The organism is Xanthobacter aminoxidans (assembly GCF_043193615.1).
GTDB classification, from domain to species: domain Bacteria; phylum Pseudomonadota; class Alphaproteobacteria; order Rhizobiales; family Xanthobacteraceae; genus Xanthobacter; species Xanthobacter aminoxidans.
The window spans coordinates 745,603-760,495 of record NZ_JBAFUS010000002.1 but is presented as its reverse complement, the minus strand read 5'-3'; the positions used below and the strand labels follow the sequence as shown (position 1 = coordinate 760,495).

Annotated in this window: 16 protein-coding genes; 2 read left to right on the top strand and 14 right to left on the bottom strand. The window is 67.6% G+C overall.

Annotated features, from left to right (window positions below; genetic code table 11):
* Positions 1 to 63: 63 nt before the first annotated feature.
* The 8 genes from V5F74_RS12600 to V5F74_RS12565 form a co-directional block, all read right to left on the bottom strand.
* Positions 64 to 564, bottom strand: a complete 501-nt coding sequence (locus V5F74_RS12600; RefSeq protein WP_394008368.1) for a TfoX/Sxy family protein — start codon at positions 562 to 564, stop codon at positions 64 to 66.
* A 152-nt stretch (positions 565 to 716) separates the two neighbouring features.
* Positions 717 to 1,487 (bottom strand): ATP12 family chaperone protein, encoded by a 771-nt coding sequence (locus V5F74_RS12595; protein WP_250165579.1) that lies wholly within the window; start codon positions 1,485 to 1,487, stop codon positions 717 to 719.
* Positions 1,488 to 1,499: 12 nt separating this feature from the next.
* Entirely contained in the window at positions 1,500 to 2,219 is a 720-nt protein-coding gene (locus tag V5F74_RS12590) for an HAD-IA family hydrolase (protein WP_394008365.1), read from the bottom strand.
* The gene (locus tag V5F74_RS12585; protein WP_394008363.1) at positions 2,216 to 2,887 is read right to left on the bottom strand and encodes a hypothetical protein; all 672 of its coding nucleotides are present in this window, start codon (positions 2,885 to 2,887) and stop codon (positions 2,216 to 2,218) included. Before V5F74_RS12585 ends, V5F74_RS12590 begins: the two co-directional genes overlap by 4 nt.
* Before the next feature lie 247 nt (positions 2,888 to 3,134).
* Complete coding sequence (locus tag V5F74_RS12580) at positions 3,135 to 4,991, bottom strand: TRAP transporter large permease (RefSeq protein WP_029558943.1); 1,857 nt, start codon at positions 4,989 to 4,991, stop codon at positions 3,135 to 3,137.
* 106 nt (positions 4,992 to 5,097) lie between these two features.
* Positions 5,098 to 5,721: a TRAP transporter small permease subunit gene (locus V5F74_RS12575; RefSeq protein WP_029558944.1), complete on the bottom strand. Its 624-nt coding sequence runs from the start codon at positions 5,719 to 5,721 to the stop codon at positions 5,098 to 5,100.
* A gap of 167 nt (positions 5,722 to 5,888) precedes the next feature.
* Positions 5,889 to 6,587 carry a hypothetical protein gene (locus V5F74_RS12570; protein WP_029558945.1) on the bottom strand — a complete coding sequence of 233 codons (699 nt, stop codon included), beginning with the start codon at positions 6,585 to 6,587 and terminating at the stop codon, positions 5,889 to 5,891.
* A complete protein-coding gene (locus V5F74_RS12565; protein WP_029558946.1) occupies positions 6,584 to 7,687 on the bottom strand; it encodes an RluA family pseudouridine synthase in 1,104 nt (367 codons plus the stop codon). The genes V5F74_RS12570 and V5F74_RS12565 overlap by 4 nt, the downstream gene beginning before the upstream one ends.
* A 163-nt stretch (positions 7,688 to 7,850) precedes the next feature.
* Here V5F74_RS12565 and V5F74_RS12560 point away from each other — a divergent pair, with 163 nt between their 5' ends.
* The gene (locus tag V5F74_RS12560) at positions 7,851 to 8,651 is read left to right on the top strand and encodes a peptidoglycan-binding protein (protein WP_051679303.1); all 801 of its coding nucleotides are present in this window, start codon (positions 7,851 to 7,853) and stop codon (positions 8,649 to 8,651) included.
* A gap of 10 nt (positions 8,652 to 8,661) precedes the next feature.
* Here the strand turns inward: V5F74_RS12560 and crcB are convergent, their stop codons facing one another.
* The 5 genes from crcB to V5F74_RS12535 all read right to left on the bottom strand — a co-directional run bounded on the left by crcB (position 8,662) and on the right by V5F74_RS12535 (position 12,423).
* A complete protein-coding gene (crcB, locus tag V5F74_RS12555) occupies positions 8,662 to 9,051 on the bottom strand; it encodes a fluoride efflux transporter CrcB (protein WP_394008360.1) in 390 nt (129 codons plus the stop codon).
* 21 nt (positions 9,052 to 9,072) lie between these two features.
* A complete protein-coding gene (locus V5F74_RS12550) occupies positions 9,073 to 9,351 on the bottom strand; it encodes a type II toxin-antitoxin system RelE/ParE family toxin (RefSeq protein ID WP_394008358.1) in 279 nt (92 codons plus the stop codon).
* Entirely contained in the window at positions 9,351 to 9,578 is a 228-nt protein-coding gene (locus V5F74_RS12545; protein WP_394008356.1) for a hypothetical protein, read from the bottom strand. Before V5F74_RS12545 ends, V5F74_RS12550 begins: the two co-directional genes overlap by 1 nt.
* Positions 9,579 to 9,649: 71 nt before the next feature.
* Positions 9,650 to 10,960 carry a replication-associated recombination protein A gene (locus V5F74_RS12540; RefSeq protein WP_394008354.1) on the bottom strand — a complete coding sequence of 437 codons (1,311 nt, stop codon included), beginning with the start codon at positions 10,958 to 10,960 and terminating at the stop codon, positions 9,650 to 9,652.
* 8 nt (positions 10,961 to 10,968) lie between these two features.
* On the bottom strand, positions 10,969 to 12,423 hold the full coding sequence (locus V5F74_RS12535) for a DegQ family serine endoprotease (RefSeq protein WP_394008906.1): 1,455 nt from the start codon (positions 12,421 to 12,423) through the stop codon (positions 10,969 to 10,971).
* Positions 12,424 to 12,685: 262 nt separating this feature from the next.
* Here V5F74_RS12535 and V5F74_RS12530 point away from each other — a divergent pair, with 262 nt between their 5' ends.
* A complete protein-coding gene (locus V5F74_RS12530; RefSeq protein ID WP_051679304.1) occupies positions 12,686 to 14,281 on the top strand; it encodes a DUF2235 domain-containing protein in 1,596 nt (531 codons plus the stop codon).
* A gap of 130 nt (positions 14,282 to 14,411) precedes the next feature.
* Here V5F74_RS12530 and rplQ read toward each other — a convergent pair whose 3' ends face one another.
* Complete coding sequence (gene rplQ, locus V5F74_RS12525) at positions 14,412 to 14,828, bottom strand: 50S ribosomal protein L17 (RefSeq protein WP_024278465.1); 417 nt, start codon at positions 14,826 to 14,828, stop codon at positions 14,412 to 14,414.
* Positions 14,829 to 14,893 lie beyond the last annotated feature (65 nt).

The window sequence follows — 14,893 nt, the reverse complement described above, 5'->3', positions numbered from 1 at the left end:
AAGTCTGCGCCGACCTCCGGGCCGGCGCATCCTGTCAAATGTTCTGATGGATCAGCGCGCCGCTCAATCTTGGGCCGGCGCGCTTTTCTTTTTGGCGGCGGGCGTCTTCCCGGCCGCTCCGCCTGCCGGCTTCGGCATTTTCGCAGGCGCTCCGCCTGTCGGCTTCGCTTTGTTCGCAGACGCCCGGCCTGCCGGCTTCGAATTTTTCGCAGACGCCCGGCCTGCCGGCCGGGCTTTGGCTTTGGCCTCGCTGGCCGCGTGCGCCACGAAGAGGGCACGGCGGGCGAGGGCCGCGAGGTCGTCGGCATCGTCGAGTGCCGCCTCGGGCACCGACCAGTAGCCGCCCATGGTGCGCACGACGCCCTTGGCCTCGTAGCTGAAGGGGACCGAGCCCCGCCCCTTCAGATCCTCGGCGAGCGCCGCATCGGCCTTGAGGTAGAAGGCCTCACCCGCCCACAAGGCGAACATCAGCCCGTCCGCATAGAGCCCGGCCCCGCCGAACATGCGCCTGACGGCCACCGGGCCGAAGGCAGCGAAGAGATCGGCAATCGCGTCCTCGTCCATTCCCCCTCCCCGTTGCTCCGCTCAAACGCCGCGCGGGACTCCCGCGTTGCTTCGCTCAGGCGCCGCGCGGGCTTTGCCCGTCGCTCCGCTCAGACGCCGCGCGGGAGTCCCGCGTTGCTTCGCTCAAACGCCGCGCGGGCTTGAAGGGCGGCTCAGCCCAGCGCCAGCACCTGTGCCGCCGCGTCCATCTCGGTGCGGCGGGCGGCGCGGCGGGCGGTGGCGAGTTCGTCCTCGCCCCATTGCTCGCGGTTGAAATCCTCGTCCACATGGGCCGCCGTCCACGCCGCGTCGGCGGAGAGCGCGCCCTCGGCCACCGCAAGGGCGAGGAGGGCCGAGCCGGTGAGCGTGGTGATGGAATGCACGGCCGCGAGGCGCAGCGGATCGGCCGGCACCAGCGCCCGCACCTTCGCCAGCGCCTCCTCCGGCTGCTTCACATGGGTGATGCCCTCGGCGAGGAAGAAGCGCGCGCCGTGGGTGGCGCCCATCCAGTCCAGCACGGCATCCCAGTGCTTCGCCTGCCGGTCCAGCAGCTTCTGCGGGCCGTCGGCGCGATAGAACAACATGTCGGTGCCGGCGTAGTTCACCACCTCGTCCGCCACCGCCTGCGCCTCCGGCGTCACCCGGTCGAGGGCGACGTTGACGAGCCGGGTGAGCGGCATGCTGAAGGGGTCGATCTCGGTCTGCTGAGCCGCCCATTCGGCCGCCATGGCTTCCGCCAGCGCGCGGGTCGGCGCCTTCAGCAGGCCACGGGCCGGGGTGCGCACCGGGCGGCCGTCGAGGAGGATGGTGAAACCGCCCTCCCCCTCGCCCACGCTGACTTCCTTGTAGAAGCGCTTGGGCAGAGGCGCCTTCTGGGCGGCGCGGGCGCGGGCGACGGGATCGCCCGGATCGCCGCTCTCCACATCTTCCAGGAACTCACGCATCTCGAGCTGTCCTCAGATCACGACGCGGCGGCGGGCCAGAAGCTCGGCGATGGCGTCGGGCACCTCGCGGAAATGCTGGACGATGCGGTCCGCGCCGGCCCGCTCCAGTGCCGGCGTCTCATGATAGCCCCAGGCGACGCCGAGCGCCGAGGCCCCGGCCTTCAGGGCCATGGAGATGTCGTAGGTGGTATCGCCGATCACCACCGTGTCCTCCGGCCGCGCACCAACCTCGCCCATGGCCTGGAACACCATGGCCGGATGGGGCTTGGACGGCGCATCGTCCGCAGTCTGGATGGTGGAGAACCAGCTCTCCATGCCCTGCACGGCGAGGATGCGGTTCACCCCCCGCCGCGACTTGCCGGTGACGATGCCGAGCACCACGTCCTCGCGCTGGCGCAGCCCCTCCAGCACCTCGCGGGCGCCGTCGAACATGGGCTCGGGGGCATCGGCATTCAGCATGCGGTTGAAGGCGACCTTGTAGGCATCGACCATCGCCTGAATGGGATAGGACGCATCCCCCTGCGACAGCACGGCGAACGCCTGCGGCAGCGAGAGCCCCACCACCGAGAGCAGCTTCTCCCGGTCGGGCACCGGCACGCCGTAGGCGGCGTGAACATCGTTCATGGCCGAGACGATCAGGTGCTGGCTGTCCACCAGCGTGCCGTCGCAATCGAACAGCACCAGCTTCAGGCCGGCGGCGGGGGAAGGATCGGTGTCGCCTGCTGCGCTCATTTCTGCGTCATCTGCTGGGTGGCGATATCATAAACCCATGTGGTGCCGGACGGATCGACGAAAAACACCTGCCGGAAACCGCGCTGCTCGCACTGCTTGGGGAAGGGGCCGCCGACGATCAGCTCGGCCGCCTCCTTTGCCGGGAAGTTGAACTTGATGGTGAGGAGCGTCGCGTCGTTGCCGCCGGCCGTCACCGTGAGATCGAGGCCGTTCTGGGCGAAGCTGTCCTGCTTGCTCTTGGCGAAGGCCCGGCGCGCGGCGGCATCCGCCGCCGGAGCCGCGACGGGGGCGTTCACCGTGGGCAGCGGCAGGGAAGCTTCCTGTCCCGGCGCGGCCGCGGGCGGCTCGGTCGGGCTCGGTGCAGCGGCCTGCGCCGGAGGCTGGGCGGGGGCTGGCTGCGCGGGCGCGGGCTGTTGCGGGGCGGGGGTCGCGGGGGCGGGAGCCGTGGCCTGAACCTGCGGCTGGGCATCGGGCGTCTCGCCCGGCTCGGCCGACATGACCCACCAGACGAGGCCGCCCGAGATCAGCGCCACCACGGTGCCGCCCAGACCCACGAGGAAGGGCATCACATAGCTCGAATGGAGCTTGCGGCCGCAGAAGGGGCAATGGGCCTCCTCGGGATAGACCTGCGCCCCGCAGCCGGGACAGAAGTCGGGCCTCGGGTTCATCGCAATCACCTCCGCACGCTCGGCCGAGTCCGTTTCGGTCGCCTGGCTGCGCCACGCTGGCGGTCGCCCCGGCCGGTCCAGCACCTTGATCGATCGATGGGCCCTGGGTCCCGCGGCGCGCCGCGAATCGCAAGGCCTCCCCCGTCACCACGAATGCACGACGGGGCGGAGGAACTGAAGCCCTCCACCCCGTCATCTCCATTCCGAATGCGCCCTTAGGAGGGCAAGGCCAGCCCGGCGGCGTCCGCTATTTCCCGAAGCCGAGGTCGAGGGGCGGCGGCGGCGCGGCATCGAGGCCCGGCGAAAGGTTCTCGAACTGCTGCTGGATCTGCTTCTGGTCCAGCTGGATGCCGCCGCTCTTGTAGTGGGTCACCATGCCCGGGAAGATCAGGATGAGCGCCACCATGATGAGCTGGATGAACACGAACGGCACCGCGCCCCAGTAGATCTGGCCCGTGGTCACGGGCTGCATCATCTTGCCCGTCACCCGGTCCACATAGGGCACCTTGGCCGCCACCGAGCGCAGGAAGAACAGGGCGAAGCCGAACGGCGGATGCATGAACGAGGTCTGCATGTTCACCGCCAGCATCACGCCGAACCAGATGAGGTCGATGCCCATCTTGTCCGCCGCAGGCCCCAGCAGCGGGATGATGATGAAGGCCAGCTCGAAATAATCGAGGAAGAAGGCCAGCACGAACACCAGCGCGTTCACCGCGATGAGGAAGCCGGTCTGCCCGCCGGGCAGCGACACCAGCAGCTCCTCCACCCACTTGTGCCCGTCCACACCGTAGAAGGTGAGCGAGAACACGCGGGCGCCGAGCAGGATGAACAGCACGAAGGCGGAAAGCTTGGCGGTGGAATAGGTCGCCTGCCGCAGCAGGTCGAACTTCAGCCGGCCGCGGGCGAAGGCGAGGATGACCGCGCCCAGCGAGCCCATGGCGCCGCCCTCGGTCGGCGTCGCGACGCCGATGAAGATGGTGCCGAGCACGAGGAAGATAAGCGCCAGCGGCGGCACCATCACGAACACCACCTGCTCGGCGAGCTTGGACATCAGCTTCAGCCGGAACAGGCGGTTGATGACCGCCACCACGAAGGCAATGCCCACCGTGGCCGACATGGTGAGCACCACATAGTCCGCGCCGAACTTCACATGGCTGCGCTCCATCAGCACGATGCCGCCGGCGATGGAGAAGGCGAGCGCGATGAAGAGGGACGGCGTCAGCAGCTTCGCCGTGCCCGACATGACGAAATAGAGCAGCACGAACGCCACGATGCCCCACACCGCCACGTTGGCGACGCCGGGAATGGCTCCGGCCGTGAGGCCCGGCAGGGAGCCGGTGGCGATGAGATAGGCGAAGCCCGCCGCCGCCACCGCGCCGAGAATGCGCGAGGGCATCATCTTCTGCTCGGGGTCGCGCAGGGTCTGCGCCTCCAGCGGCAGGCCGGGCGCGGCGCTCGGGAAGATCGACGAGACGATGAAGATGTAGACCGCGTAGAGGCCGGCGAGCAGCAGGCCGGGCACGAATGCGCCCTCGTACATGTCGCCCACCGAGCGGTTCAGCTGGTCGGCCATGACGATGAGCACGAGGGACGGCGGGATGATCTGAGCCAGCGTGCCCGACGCCGCGATGACGCCGGAGGCGACCCGCCGGTCGTAGCCGTAGCGCAGCATGATGGGCAGCGAGATGAGACCCATGGAGATCACCGAGGCCGCCACCACGCCGGTGGTCGCCGCGAGCAGCGCGCCCACGAAGATCACCGCATAGGCGAGGCCGCCGCGGATAGAGCCGAACACCTGGCCGATGGTGTCGAGCAGGTCCTCGGCCATTCCGGAGCGCTCGAGGATGAGGCCCATGAAGGTGAAGAAGGGCACCGCGAGGAGCACTTCGTTATTCATGGTGCCGTACACGCGCTCGGGCAGCGCCTGCAGGAACTTGGGCTCGAACAGGCCGAGCCAGATGCCGATGAGGCCGAAGATCAGGCCGTTGGCCGCCAGCGAGAAGGCCACCGGGTAGCCGAGCAGCAGGAACAGCACCAGCGCGCCGAACATGATCGGCGCCATGTTGTGGATGAACCAGCCGCGGAAGCCGGGCTCCGCCGCCATCGCCACGTCGGGCAGGGCGATGAGCAGGACGGCAAGGAGCGCGACGGCGAGCGCGGCGAGGGGGCGGCGCTTCAGGAGCGTGCGGACGAAGGACATGAACGCGCTCCTACTTCTTGACCGCGGAGACGCCGGGCGCCCCATCGGGAAGTTCGGCCTCGGCCAGCAGGCGCTCGGCCTCGGCCGCCAGCGCCGCGTGGCTGCCGCCCGCGCCCTCGTGGGGGTCCTCCATCTTTCCGGTGAAGATGGCGACGCGCTTGATGAGCTCCGAGATGCCCTGGAGCGTCAGGAAGAAGAAGCCCACCGGCACCAGCAGCTTCGCCGGCCACTGGGGCAGGCCGCCGGCGTTCAGCGACTGCTCGTTGATCTCGAAGGAGGCGAGGAAGAAGGGCCACGAGGTCCACAGCAACAGGATCGAGAACGGCAGCAGGAAGAAGATGTGGCCGAAGATGTCGATGCCGTCGCGGGTACGCTTGGGCAGCCGGGAATTCACGATGTCGATGCGGATGTGCTCGTTGTCGATGAGCGTCCAGGACGCGCACAGCAGGAACACCGCGGCGAACAGCACCCATTGCAGCTCCAGCCACGAATTGGAGCTCATGTCGAACAGCTTGCGGATGATCGCATTGAGCGCCGACACAAGGATGGACAGGAGGATCAGCCACGCGGCGGCCTTGCCGATGCGGGTGTTGACGGCATCGATCCCCCGCGAGAGGGCGAGAAGGGCTGTCATCGAGATCAATTCCCTCGGGCGCGGCCGGAGATGGCTCCGGATTGCTTCTTCTTTGGCCTTCAGGCCTTGGCGCGCACCATAGGGGAAGATGACGTGACTTCAAGCCGGAGGCGGTTACCAGACTGCCGAATGCGGCAAGGCTCAGACCAAAGTCGAAGACGCCGGCTTCAGCGCGGCGTGGGCGCATCCGGCCAGGGCGGCGGACCGGGCAAAAGCTGCCCTTGCGTGAAGCGGGCCGTGGCCTGATCCCATTCCAGCACCCGGCCGGTTCCCGCGACGGGGCTGGGCGCCACGCACCACACCGCAAGGTCGGTGCCCTGGCGTGGCAGCAGGGTGATGGCGCGGCCGAGGCCCTCGAACGCGGCCGTGCTCTCCTCCACCTCCTGCGGCTCAGTGCGGCAGAGGCTTTGGTCCTGCGACGGCATCACCGCGTCCGTGACCAGATTCCACCGCCCGGACGCATGGGAATAGAAGCGCACCCGCCCGCCGAACGGCACGCCGCCACGCAGCGCGCGCTCGCTGAGGCCGAGCAGCGGAAACCCCTCCCGGTCGAACCACACGGCGACTTCGGTGACGAAGTGCGCCGCCCCGTCGCCATCGCCCCGGTCGTCGATGCGCAGATATCCGTGCGGAACATCAAGGGTGAGCGTCACCCGCGCCCGCGGCCCGTAAAGGCGGCCGCCCGAGGCCGTGGCGCCGACGCCCTCCCCGCTGATCTCATAGTCGGGAAAGCCGGTCGCCTGGGCGATCTGGAGATCACGGAACCAGTAGAGCACGCCGTCCCGCCCGGCCCCTGTACCGCCCGCCGCCGCCGGCGCGACGGCCAATGCCGCCGCAACAAGCCACAGCAGGGCGGTGCGCCTCATCCCTCGGGCGCTTCCAGGATCGGATCGTACTGGGAGGCGTCGAAGCCGAGCACGGCGAAAGTCTGCGCCATGTGCTGCGGCAGCGGCGCGGACACGTCGATCACCCCCTGCCCGCGCGGATGTGGAATGACGAGCCGCCGCGCCAGCAGGTGCAGGCGATTCTGCAGGCCGCCGGGCAGTTCCCAGTTCTCGATGTCGAAATACTTGGGGTCGCCGAGGATGGGGTGGTGGATGTGGGCGAGATGGGCGCGCAGCTGGTGGGTGCGGCCCGTGACCGGCTTCAGCGACAGCCAGCTCATCTTCTGCGCGGCCTGGTCCACCACCGCATAATAGGTGATGGCGTGGCTCGCCTCGTCCTCGCCATGGCGGGCGACGCGCATCTTCTCCTCGTCCTCGTCGCGGGCGAGATAGGTGGAGATGCGCCCCTGCCGGGGCTTCGGCACGCCGGGCACCACGGCCCAATAGACCTTGCGCGCCTCGCGCGAGCGGAAGCTCTTGGCCAGCACCGAGGCGGCAAGCCGCGACTTGGCGATGAGCAGGCAGCCGGAGGTGTCCTTGTCGATGCGGTGGACGAGGCGCGGCTTCTGCCCGTCCCTGTCCTTCAGTGCCTCCAGGAGCCCGTCCACATGGCGATAGGTGCCGGAGCCGCCCTGCACAGCAAGGCCGAAGGGCTTGTTCAGCACCATCACGTCCTTGTCCTCGAACAGGGTGATGGATTTGATGAAGGCCCGGTCCTCCTCCAGCTTGCGTACCGCAGGGTCTTTCGACGCGCGGGGCTTTGCCGGCGGACTGGCCGACGGATTGGCGCCTGGCTCGACGGAGGCCGTGCGGGCGCCCTCCTTGCCGGCCTCGCCGCGCGCCCCCTTCGCGGGGGCGTGCGCCGCCTCGGGCTCTTCCATGCCGAGCGGAGGAATGCGCACGCTCTGGCCGGGCTCGACGCGGGAAGAGGTCTTCACCCGGCCGCCGTCCACCCGCACCTGCCCGGTGCGCACCAGCTTCTGCAGGTGCCCGAAGGAGAGGTCCGGATAATGCACCTTGAACCAGCGGTCGAGGCGCATGCCCGCCTCGTCCTCGGCCACGGTTCTGGTCACGACAGCCATGGTCGCAGAGCCTCTCGGGTTTCGCGTTGAGGCCAGACACATAATGGAAGCTGAAGGCAACGTCACCCGCGCACGACCTTAAAGAGCGTCGATGACCATTTACAACTTTAGGTTCATGTGATTGCTTTCTACAAGGCCAAGCTGTGGCCATTGGAGGCGATGCATGTCCAGGCTCTCCACTCCCGTCCCCTTCCCCACCAGCCGCTACGCGATCAACGGACCGAACCTGTCCGGCGCGCGCAACGCCACCATGCTGTCCCTGCTCGGCAATCCGCGCGGGAGTTACAGCGACGAATGCCAATGGCCCAACAACCCGCGCATCACGGAGTTGCTCGTCCGGCGCACGACCCTCGGGCCGCTCGAAAACGTCACCGGTCTTCGGCCAGCGGTCGACGCGCTGGAGAAGATCCTCAACGAGATCAAGTCGTCGGTTCCCCAGATCCATGCGGTGCTCGGCCACGAGGGCATGCTGTGCGCGCGGTTCGTGCGCGGCAGCCGGAGCGCCATCAGCAATCACTCATGGGGCACGGCCATCGACCTCACACTTGAGGGCAAGTTGGACACGCGCGGCGATGGAAAGACCCAGGCAGGGCTGCTGGAGATCTACTCCATCTTCAATGCCCATGGCTTCTTCTGGGGCGCCGCTTTCCCCACCGAGGACTCCATGCATTTCGAGGCGTCCGACGAGCTGATGCGCCAATGGGCCAAGGATGGCGCCTTCGGCAAGGCGGCGGGCCGCATCCCCTCGCTCGGTGCCACCCTGACCTTCGGCGACCGGGGGAAGGCGATCGAGGAGTTGCAGGTGGCGCTGAACCTCGCGCTCGCGTTCGATCTCGATACCGACGGCATATTCGGCGCGCAGACCCGCGCCGCCGTGCTGGAGTTTCAGCGCCGCAAGGGCCTGCCCCTCACGGGTGAAGCCGATGCCGCGACGCGCGAGGCGCTGGAAGGCTCGGCCAGCTAAGGCGCACGGATCACGTCAGGCTGCGCACCAGCATGATGCCGGCCCAGACGCCGCCGAAGCCGAGCAGCACCGAGCCGAGGGCATAGGCCAGCGCCATCCCCAGCTCACCCCGCTCGGCGAGATAGAGGAAATCCAGCGAGAAGGTGGAGAAGGTGGTGTAGCCGCCGAGCACCCCGGTGGTGAGGAACAGCCGCACCGGCTGCGTCCACCCCTCACCATCCTTGAAGGCGAGATAGCCCGCCATGAGCCCCATGATGAGGCTGCCGGAAATGTTGATGAGGAAGGTGGCGAAGGGAAAGCCCGTGCCCAAGAGCCGCGGCACGGCCAGATTCACGAAATGCCGGATGGTGCCGCCGAGACCGGCGCCGAGGAAGACGATGAGGGCGGGGGGCAGGGTCATTGGGCAGGTTCCGGAACGGGATCAGGAGCGCAAGCGCCTCGCGGCGTGGAGAAGGGCGAGGATGGTGATGCCATCTCCATCCACACGATAGATGACAAGGTAGGGCGTATCAGCGATGGCGAGTTGCCGCGTGCCCGGCACGACGCCCACCGGAGCGGATAGCGGGTGGTCCACGAGATTAAGGATCGCGCGCTCGATGCGAGCAATAAGGCGGCCGGCAGCCGCAGGGCTGTCGGCGGCAACGTAGCGCTCGATCTGCCGCAGATGCCCGAGGGCCCGGGCACGGAAGGTGACCTTCATCACCGATAGCGGGCAAAAAAGGCTTCGACTTCCTCGGGAGAAGCGTTCGGCTCCCCATCCTCCAGCGCCCGGCGGACCTCTTCCTCCTGCTCGGGGGTGAGGACGTAGAGGTCGCCGTCCGCTGCGCCCGCCTCGATCACGTGGAGAAATTCGCGGGCGAGCGCGTCCTGCTCCGCCTCGGGCAGGGCTTCGAGCTTCTCGATGAGTTCGCGCATCAGCCGGGTCATGGTGGTCTTCGTCGGTGCCAGCCTGTTGGCCAATCATACACGATGGCCCAAGCCCTCGCTATTTGGGCCCGCTATTTCCCGCCCCGCTCGGCCCGCAGGCGCGCCCAGTAATCCAGGCGCTTCCTGATCTCGCGCTCGAAGCCCCGCTCCACCGGATGGTAGAAGCTCTGGCGGCCCAGCGCCTCGGGGAAATAGTTCTGGCCGGAGAAGGCGTCCGGCTCGTCATGGTCGTAGCGATAGCCGGTGCCGTAGCCCTCGGCCTTCATCAGCTTGGTCGGCGCGTTGAGGATGACCTTGGGCGGCACCAGCGAGCCGCCCTCCTTGGCGACGCGCATGGCGGCCTTGAAGGCGGTGTAGACGGCATTCGATTTCGGGGCGGTGGCCACATAGACGACCGCCTGCGCCAGCGCCAGCTCGCCCTCGGGTGAGCCGAGGAAGTCGTAGGCCTCCTTCGCCGCATTCGCCACGACGAGGGCCTGCGGATCGGCATTGCCGATGTCCTCGATGGCCATGCGCACGATGCGCCGGGCGAGGAACAGCGGGCTTTCCCCGGCGTCCAGCATGCGCGCGAGATAATAGAGCGCGGCGTCCGGGTCGGAGCCGCGCACCGCCTTGTGCAGCGCGGAGATGAGATTGTAGTGGCCGTCCTCGCTCTTGTCGTAGATGGGCGCGCGGCGCTGCACCACCTCGCTCAGGCCGGCGACGTCGAACACCTCGCCCGGCCGCGCTGCGCGCCACACCTCTTCCGCGAGCGTGAGGGAGGCGCGGCCGTCGCCGTCCGCCATGTTCACCAGCGCCACGCGCGCGTCCTCGGTGAGCGGCAGCTCCCGGCCCTCCACCTCCTCGGCGCGGGCGAGCAGCTTGGCGACAGCCTCGGCGTCGAGGGAGCGGAACACCAGCACCCGCGCGCGGGAGAGAAGCGCCGCATTCAGCTCGAAGGAGGGGTTTTCCGTGGTGGCGCCCACCAGCGTCACCGTGCCGTCCTCCATGACGGGCAGGAAGCTATCCTGCTGGGCGCGGTTGAAGCGGTGGATCTCGTCCACGAACAGGAGCGTCGCGGTGCCCGAGAGGCGGCGGCCGCGGGCCTGCTCGAACACCTTCTTGAGGTCCGCGACGCCGGAGAAGATGGCGGAGATCTGCTCGAAATGCAGGTCGGTCGCCGAGGCCAGCAGGCGTGCCACGGTGGTCTTGCCGGTGCCGGGCGGCCCCCACAGGATCAGCGAGCCGAGGGAGCGCGTCTCCAGCATGCGCGAGAGAACGCCATCCGGCCCCACCAGATGGTCCTGCCCCACCACCTCGGAGAGGCGCGACGGGCGCAGCCGGTCGGCGAGCGGCCGTGCCACTCCCTCTCCCAGTCCCGCTACCTCGAACAGATCGCCCATCGGAGCCCTCAGCCGCGCAGGACAGCGGTGATGCTGCGCCCGCCGCGCAGGACCGTCACCCGCCAGCCGCGCTGGGGCACGGCGGAAAGCTGGCCGAGATCGCCGGTGCGTCCCACCTTCTCGTTGTTCACCTCGACGATCACGTCGCCGGGGCGGAAGCCCGCCGCAGCGGCGGGGGAATTGTCCTGAACGTCATAGACCACGACGCCGGTGGCGTTGGCGTCCACCTTCAGCTCCTCCGCCACGGCGGGAGAGAGATTCACGATGGTCGCCCCGGCGAAGGGCGAGCGGCCGCGCAGCAGCAGTTCCTCGCGCGGCACCGTCTCCGGTGCCACTTCCAGCACCACCACGAGGGTCTGCTCCTTGCCGGAGCGGTTCACCAGCAGCGCCGCCTTGCCGCCGATGGGGCGGGTGGCGAGGCGGTAGTTGAGGGATTCGGGATCATCGATCCCCTGCCCTTCCACCGACACCACGAGGTCGCCGGTCTTGAGCCCGGCCTTGGCGGCGGGGCTCCCGGCGGTGACGCTCTGCACCAGAACGCCGGTGGGACGCGGCAGGCCGAGGCTTTCGGCGATGTCCGGCGTCACCCGTTGCAGCCGGGCGCCGAGCCAGGGCCGGCGCACGGACTTGGACCCGCTCTTGGCCTGCTCCACCACTACCCGGCCCATGTTGGCGGGAATGGCGAAGCCGATGCCGTGGGAGCCGCCCGAGCGCGAATAGATGGCGGAATTGATGCCCACCACGCGCCCAGCCATATCCACCAGCGGCCCGCCCGAATTGCCGGGATTGATGGCCGCATCGGTCTGGATGAAGAACTGATAGTCGGAGACGCCCACCTGCGTGCGGGCCAGCGCCGAGACGATGCCCTGCGTCACCGTCTGGCCGACGCCGAAGGGATCGCCGATGGCGAGCACGAGGTCGCCCACGGCGAGGCTGTCCGAATCGCCCAGCTCCAGGAAGGGGAAGCGCTCCTTCGCCTCGGTCTTGATGCGCAGCACGGCGAGGTCCGTGCGCTGGTCGCGCAGCAGCACCTCCGCCTCGTATTCGCGCCGGTCGTTGAGAGCGATGCGGATTTCGTCCGCCCCCTCGATGACATGGTAGTTGGTGAGCACCAGCCCCGAGGGATCAACGATGACTCCCGATCCGAGCGAGCGCTGCACCCGCTCCGGCGCGCGCAGCCCCGGCCCTTCGCCGGGGCCACCGGGCCCCCCGGGGCCGGGCATGCCGAAGAAGCGGCGGAAGAAGGGATCGTCGAAGATCGGGTTCACGCGCTGCTGCGCCGTCTTCAGCGCATAGACGTTCACCACCGCCGGCGCCGTCTTCGCCACCACAGGCGCGAAGGTGAGCGTCACCTCCGCCTGCGACGCCGGAACACGCGGCTGTTGCGCCGCCGGCTGGGCGAAGGCGGGGGGGGTGAGGAGGACGAGGCTTACGAGGCCGACTACCGGAACACCCCTGCGCATCGTGCCCTTGAGCGCGATTGTCCAGACGCGGAAGTGGGAAGAAGCGATCATCCGTTTGCACCGTGAATAGATGGCATTCCGAACCGGGCGACAATCTGGCGCCTTACCTACATAGTCATAGCTCACGTGATGGCCAGCATGACCAAGCGACAGGCTCGCAGGAGCTTTGAAATTCAAAATCGACAACCCTGAATTGAACTCAAAACTATCCCCTGTAAACTGAACCTGCGCATTGGGCGCGGGATCACGTCGGGGGCGGGCGATGGGCCGGAACATCATCATTTTTTCCGACGGCACTGGCCAAGGTAGCGGCGTCCATTTCGACGAGCGCCGATCCAATATCTACAAGATGTACCGAGCCATGCGCTGCGGGCCCGACACTTCGGTCGATCCGAACGATCAGGCTGCGTTCTACGATCCGGGGCTTGGCTCCGAACTGGATGGTGCGAGCCATTATGGCGGCCCGATGAGATGGCTCTACAAATTTGTGAGCCAAGCGACCGGCTTCGGCATCACCGCCAATATCATCGATTGCTACGCAGCACTCATCCGCCTCTGGCGCCCGGGTGATCGCATCTTCCTCTTTGGCTTCAGCCGCGGCGCGTACACCGTTCGCTGCCTGTCTGGCGTCATCCGACAGTGCGGAATCCCAACCCGCATGCCGGACGGCTCACCCGTCCCGCTCGACGGTTATTCCACCCGCGAACTGGCCACTTATGCCGTCAAGCACGTCTACCAGTTCACCACATCGAGGACTAAGGAGCGAGCGGACGAGCGCCAGAAGTTCCTGCTGGATACACGCTCGGCCATCGCAGCTCGCTTCCGTGCGGAGCACGGTTCGCAACATCTGGAGTTGCCCGACCGCCCCAACGTCGCGCCCTACTTCATCGGCGTCTTCGACACCGTGGCCTCGCTGATCGATCCAGCCAAGTTCGCACTGTTCATACCGGCCGTCATAATCGCCATAGTGGCTGCCGCAGGAGCCGGCGTCTGGTTGTTCGCCCTGTCATGGACACTTGCTCTGCTGGTAGCGAGCCTCATCGGTACCGCGATCGCCTTCATCGCTCTCGTGTACACCCATTTGAAGTTCGACTTCCGGGTCCCGGGGTACGATTGCAAGGACAGTCTCAGGACCATCCACTTCACCGACCTCTTCCTTACCTTCGACGACAAGTCGCTCGATTCCCATGTCGCCTATGCCAAGCACGCCCTTTCAATTGACGAGAATCGCAAGCCCTTCGCCCGGGTCAAGTGGGATCCGAGCGAGCAGCCCGTCCACGGCGAAAGAGACGATCAGGGCCGGATCCGATTCGAGCAGATTTGGTTCAGCGGCGTCCATTCCGACATCGGTGGCAGCTATGAGGAGCAAGAATCCCGCCTCTCCGACATCGCACTGAAGTGGATGGTGGATTGTGCCACGGACATTCCGAATGGATTGAAGTGCGACCCAGGCCTCCTCCGCACCTATCCCGACCCGCACGGCTATCAACACGACGCTCGCAAGGACGGGTTTCCGTGGGTCACGCGCAAGCTTGGCTTCACATACCCACTCGGACGACGCGATCCACCCCCCGCTGCCATCCTCCATCCCTCGGTATACGACCGCTTCGACGCCGCTGGCGTTCCAATTTACGATCGGATCGAGCCCTACAGACCAGCGGCACTAGCGGGCCACATCGACGTTGCCCACCTCTATCTCGACACCAAGTCGAGCGTCCCGCCGAAAGCTACGCGATCGCAGGCCTGGGCCCTGCCCAATGCCTCTTCCAATCCGACCCCGCGCAAAATTTATCCTCCACGCCCCAAGGCGCGGAAGGTCCGGCCACCAGAACACCGGCTGTCGCGCAAAGGCCTCTGAATTGTGGGCCACGAGCACGTCCAGCCCCACTGGCCGATAGGTGTGCGGCTCTCCCTCGGGTAGGGTGCTTCGAACGAAAAAAGGGCGGTCCGAGGACCGCCCTTTTTCATAGCCTCAAATCAGCTGAAGCTCACGCAGCTTCCGCGGCAGCGGCGGTGCGGGCGTGGTCGGCGGCGCCCTTGGCGTCCACGTCACGATCCACGAACTCGATCACCGCGACGGCGGTGTTGTCGCCATAGCGGAAGCCGGCCTTGACGATGCGGGTGTAGCCACCCGGGCGGGCCGCATAGCGGGGCGCCAGCACGTCGAACAGCTTCTTGACCACGGCCTGGTCCTTCAGCTCGGCGATGGCCTGACGGCGGGCGTGCAGGTCGCCGCGACGGGCGAGGGTCACGAGCTTCTCCACCACCGGGCGAAGGTCCTTCGCCTTGGGCAGGGTGGTCACGATCTGCTCGTGGGTGATGAGGGCGCCCGCGAGGTTGGAGAACATCGCCTTGCGGTGCTCCCAGGTGCGGTTGAACTTGCGGTGTACCTTGCCGTGACGCATGACGGCGAACTCCTGAAGATGGCGACGGACGAGCCGGTCGATGGGTTGCGCGGCTCGGGCCGCTC

What these genes read in the sequence shown, in the direction of transcription:
- V5F74_RS12600 (WP_394008368.1), bottom strand. Translation starts at nt 564, where the DNA reads ATGGACGAGGACGCGATTGCCGATCTCTTCGCTGCCTTCGGCCCGGTG.
- V5F74_RS12595 (WP_250165579.1), bottom strand. Translation starts at nt 1,487, where the DNA reads ATGCGTGAGTTCCTGGAAGATGTGGAGAGCGGCGATCCGGGCGATCCC.
- V5F74_RS12590 (WP_394008365.1), bottom strand. Translation starts at nt 2,219, where the DNA reads ATGAGCGCAGCAGGCGACACCGATCCTTCCCCCGCCGCCGGCCTGAAG.
- V5F74_RS12585 (WP_394008363.1), bottom strand. Translation starts at nt 2,887, where the DNA reads ATGAACCCGAGGCCCGACTTCTGTCCCGGCTGCGGGGCGCAGGTCTAT.
- V5F74_RS12580 (WP_029558943.1), bottom strand. Translation starts at nt 4,991, where the DNA reads ATGGCGGCGGAGCCCGGCTTCCGCGGCTGGTTCATCCACAACATGGCG.
- V5F74_RS12575 (WP_029558944.1), bottom strand. Translation starts at nt 5,721, where the DNA reads ATGACAGCCCTTCTCGCCCTCTCGCGGGGGATCGATGCCGTCAACACC.
- V5F74_RS12570 (WP_029558945.1), bottom strand. Translation starts at nt 6,587, where the DNA reads ATGAGGCGCACCGCCCTGCTGTGGCTTGTTGCGGCGGCATTGGCCGTC.
- V5F74_RS12565 (WP_029558946.1), bottom strand. Translation starts at nt 7,687, where the DNA reads ATGGCTGTCGTGACCAGAACCGTGGCCGAGGACGAGGCGGGCATGCGC.
- V5F74_RS12560 (WP_051679303.1), top strand. Translation starts at nt 7,851, where the DNA reads ATGTCCAGGCTCTCCACTCCCGTCCCCTTCCCCACCAGCCGCTACGCG.
- crcB (WP_394008360.1), bottom strand. Translation starts at nt 9,051, where the DNA reads ATGACCCTGCCCCCCGCCCTCATCGTCTTCCTCGGCGCCGGTCTCGGC.
- V5F74_RS12550 (WP_394008358.1), bottom strand. Translation starts at nt 9,351, where the DNA reads ATGAAGGTCACCTTCCGTGCCCGGGCCCTCGGGCATCTGCGGCAGATC.
- V5F74_RS12545 (WP_394008356.1), bottom strand. Translation starts at nt 9,578, where the DNA reads ATGACCCGGCTGATGCGCGAACTCATCGAGAAGCTCGAAGCCCTGCCC.
- V5F74_RS12540 (WP_394008354.1), bottom strand. Translation starts at nt 10,960, where the DNA reads ATGGGCGATCTGTTCGAGGTAGCGGGACTGGGAGAGGGAGTGGCACGG.
- V5F74_RS12535 (WP_394008906.1), bottom strand. Translation starts at nt 12,423, where the DNA reads ATGCGCAGGGGTGTTCCGGTAGTCGGCCTCGTAAGCCTCGTCCTCCTC.
- V5F74_RS12530 (WP_051679304.1), top strand. Translation starts at nt 12,686, where the DNA reads ATGGGCCGGAACATCATCATTTTTTCCGACGGCACTGGCCAAGGTAGC.
- rplQ (WP_024278465.1), bottom strand. Translation starts at nt 14,828, where the DNA reads ATGCGTCACGGCAAGGTACACCGCAAGTTCAACCGCACCTGGGAGCAC.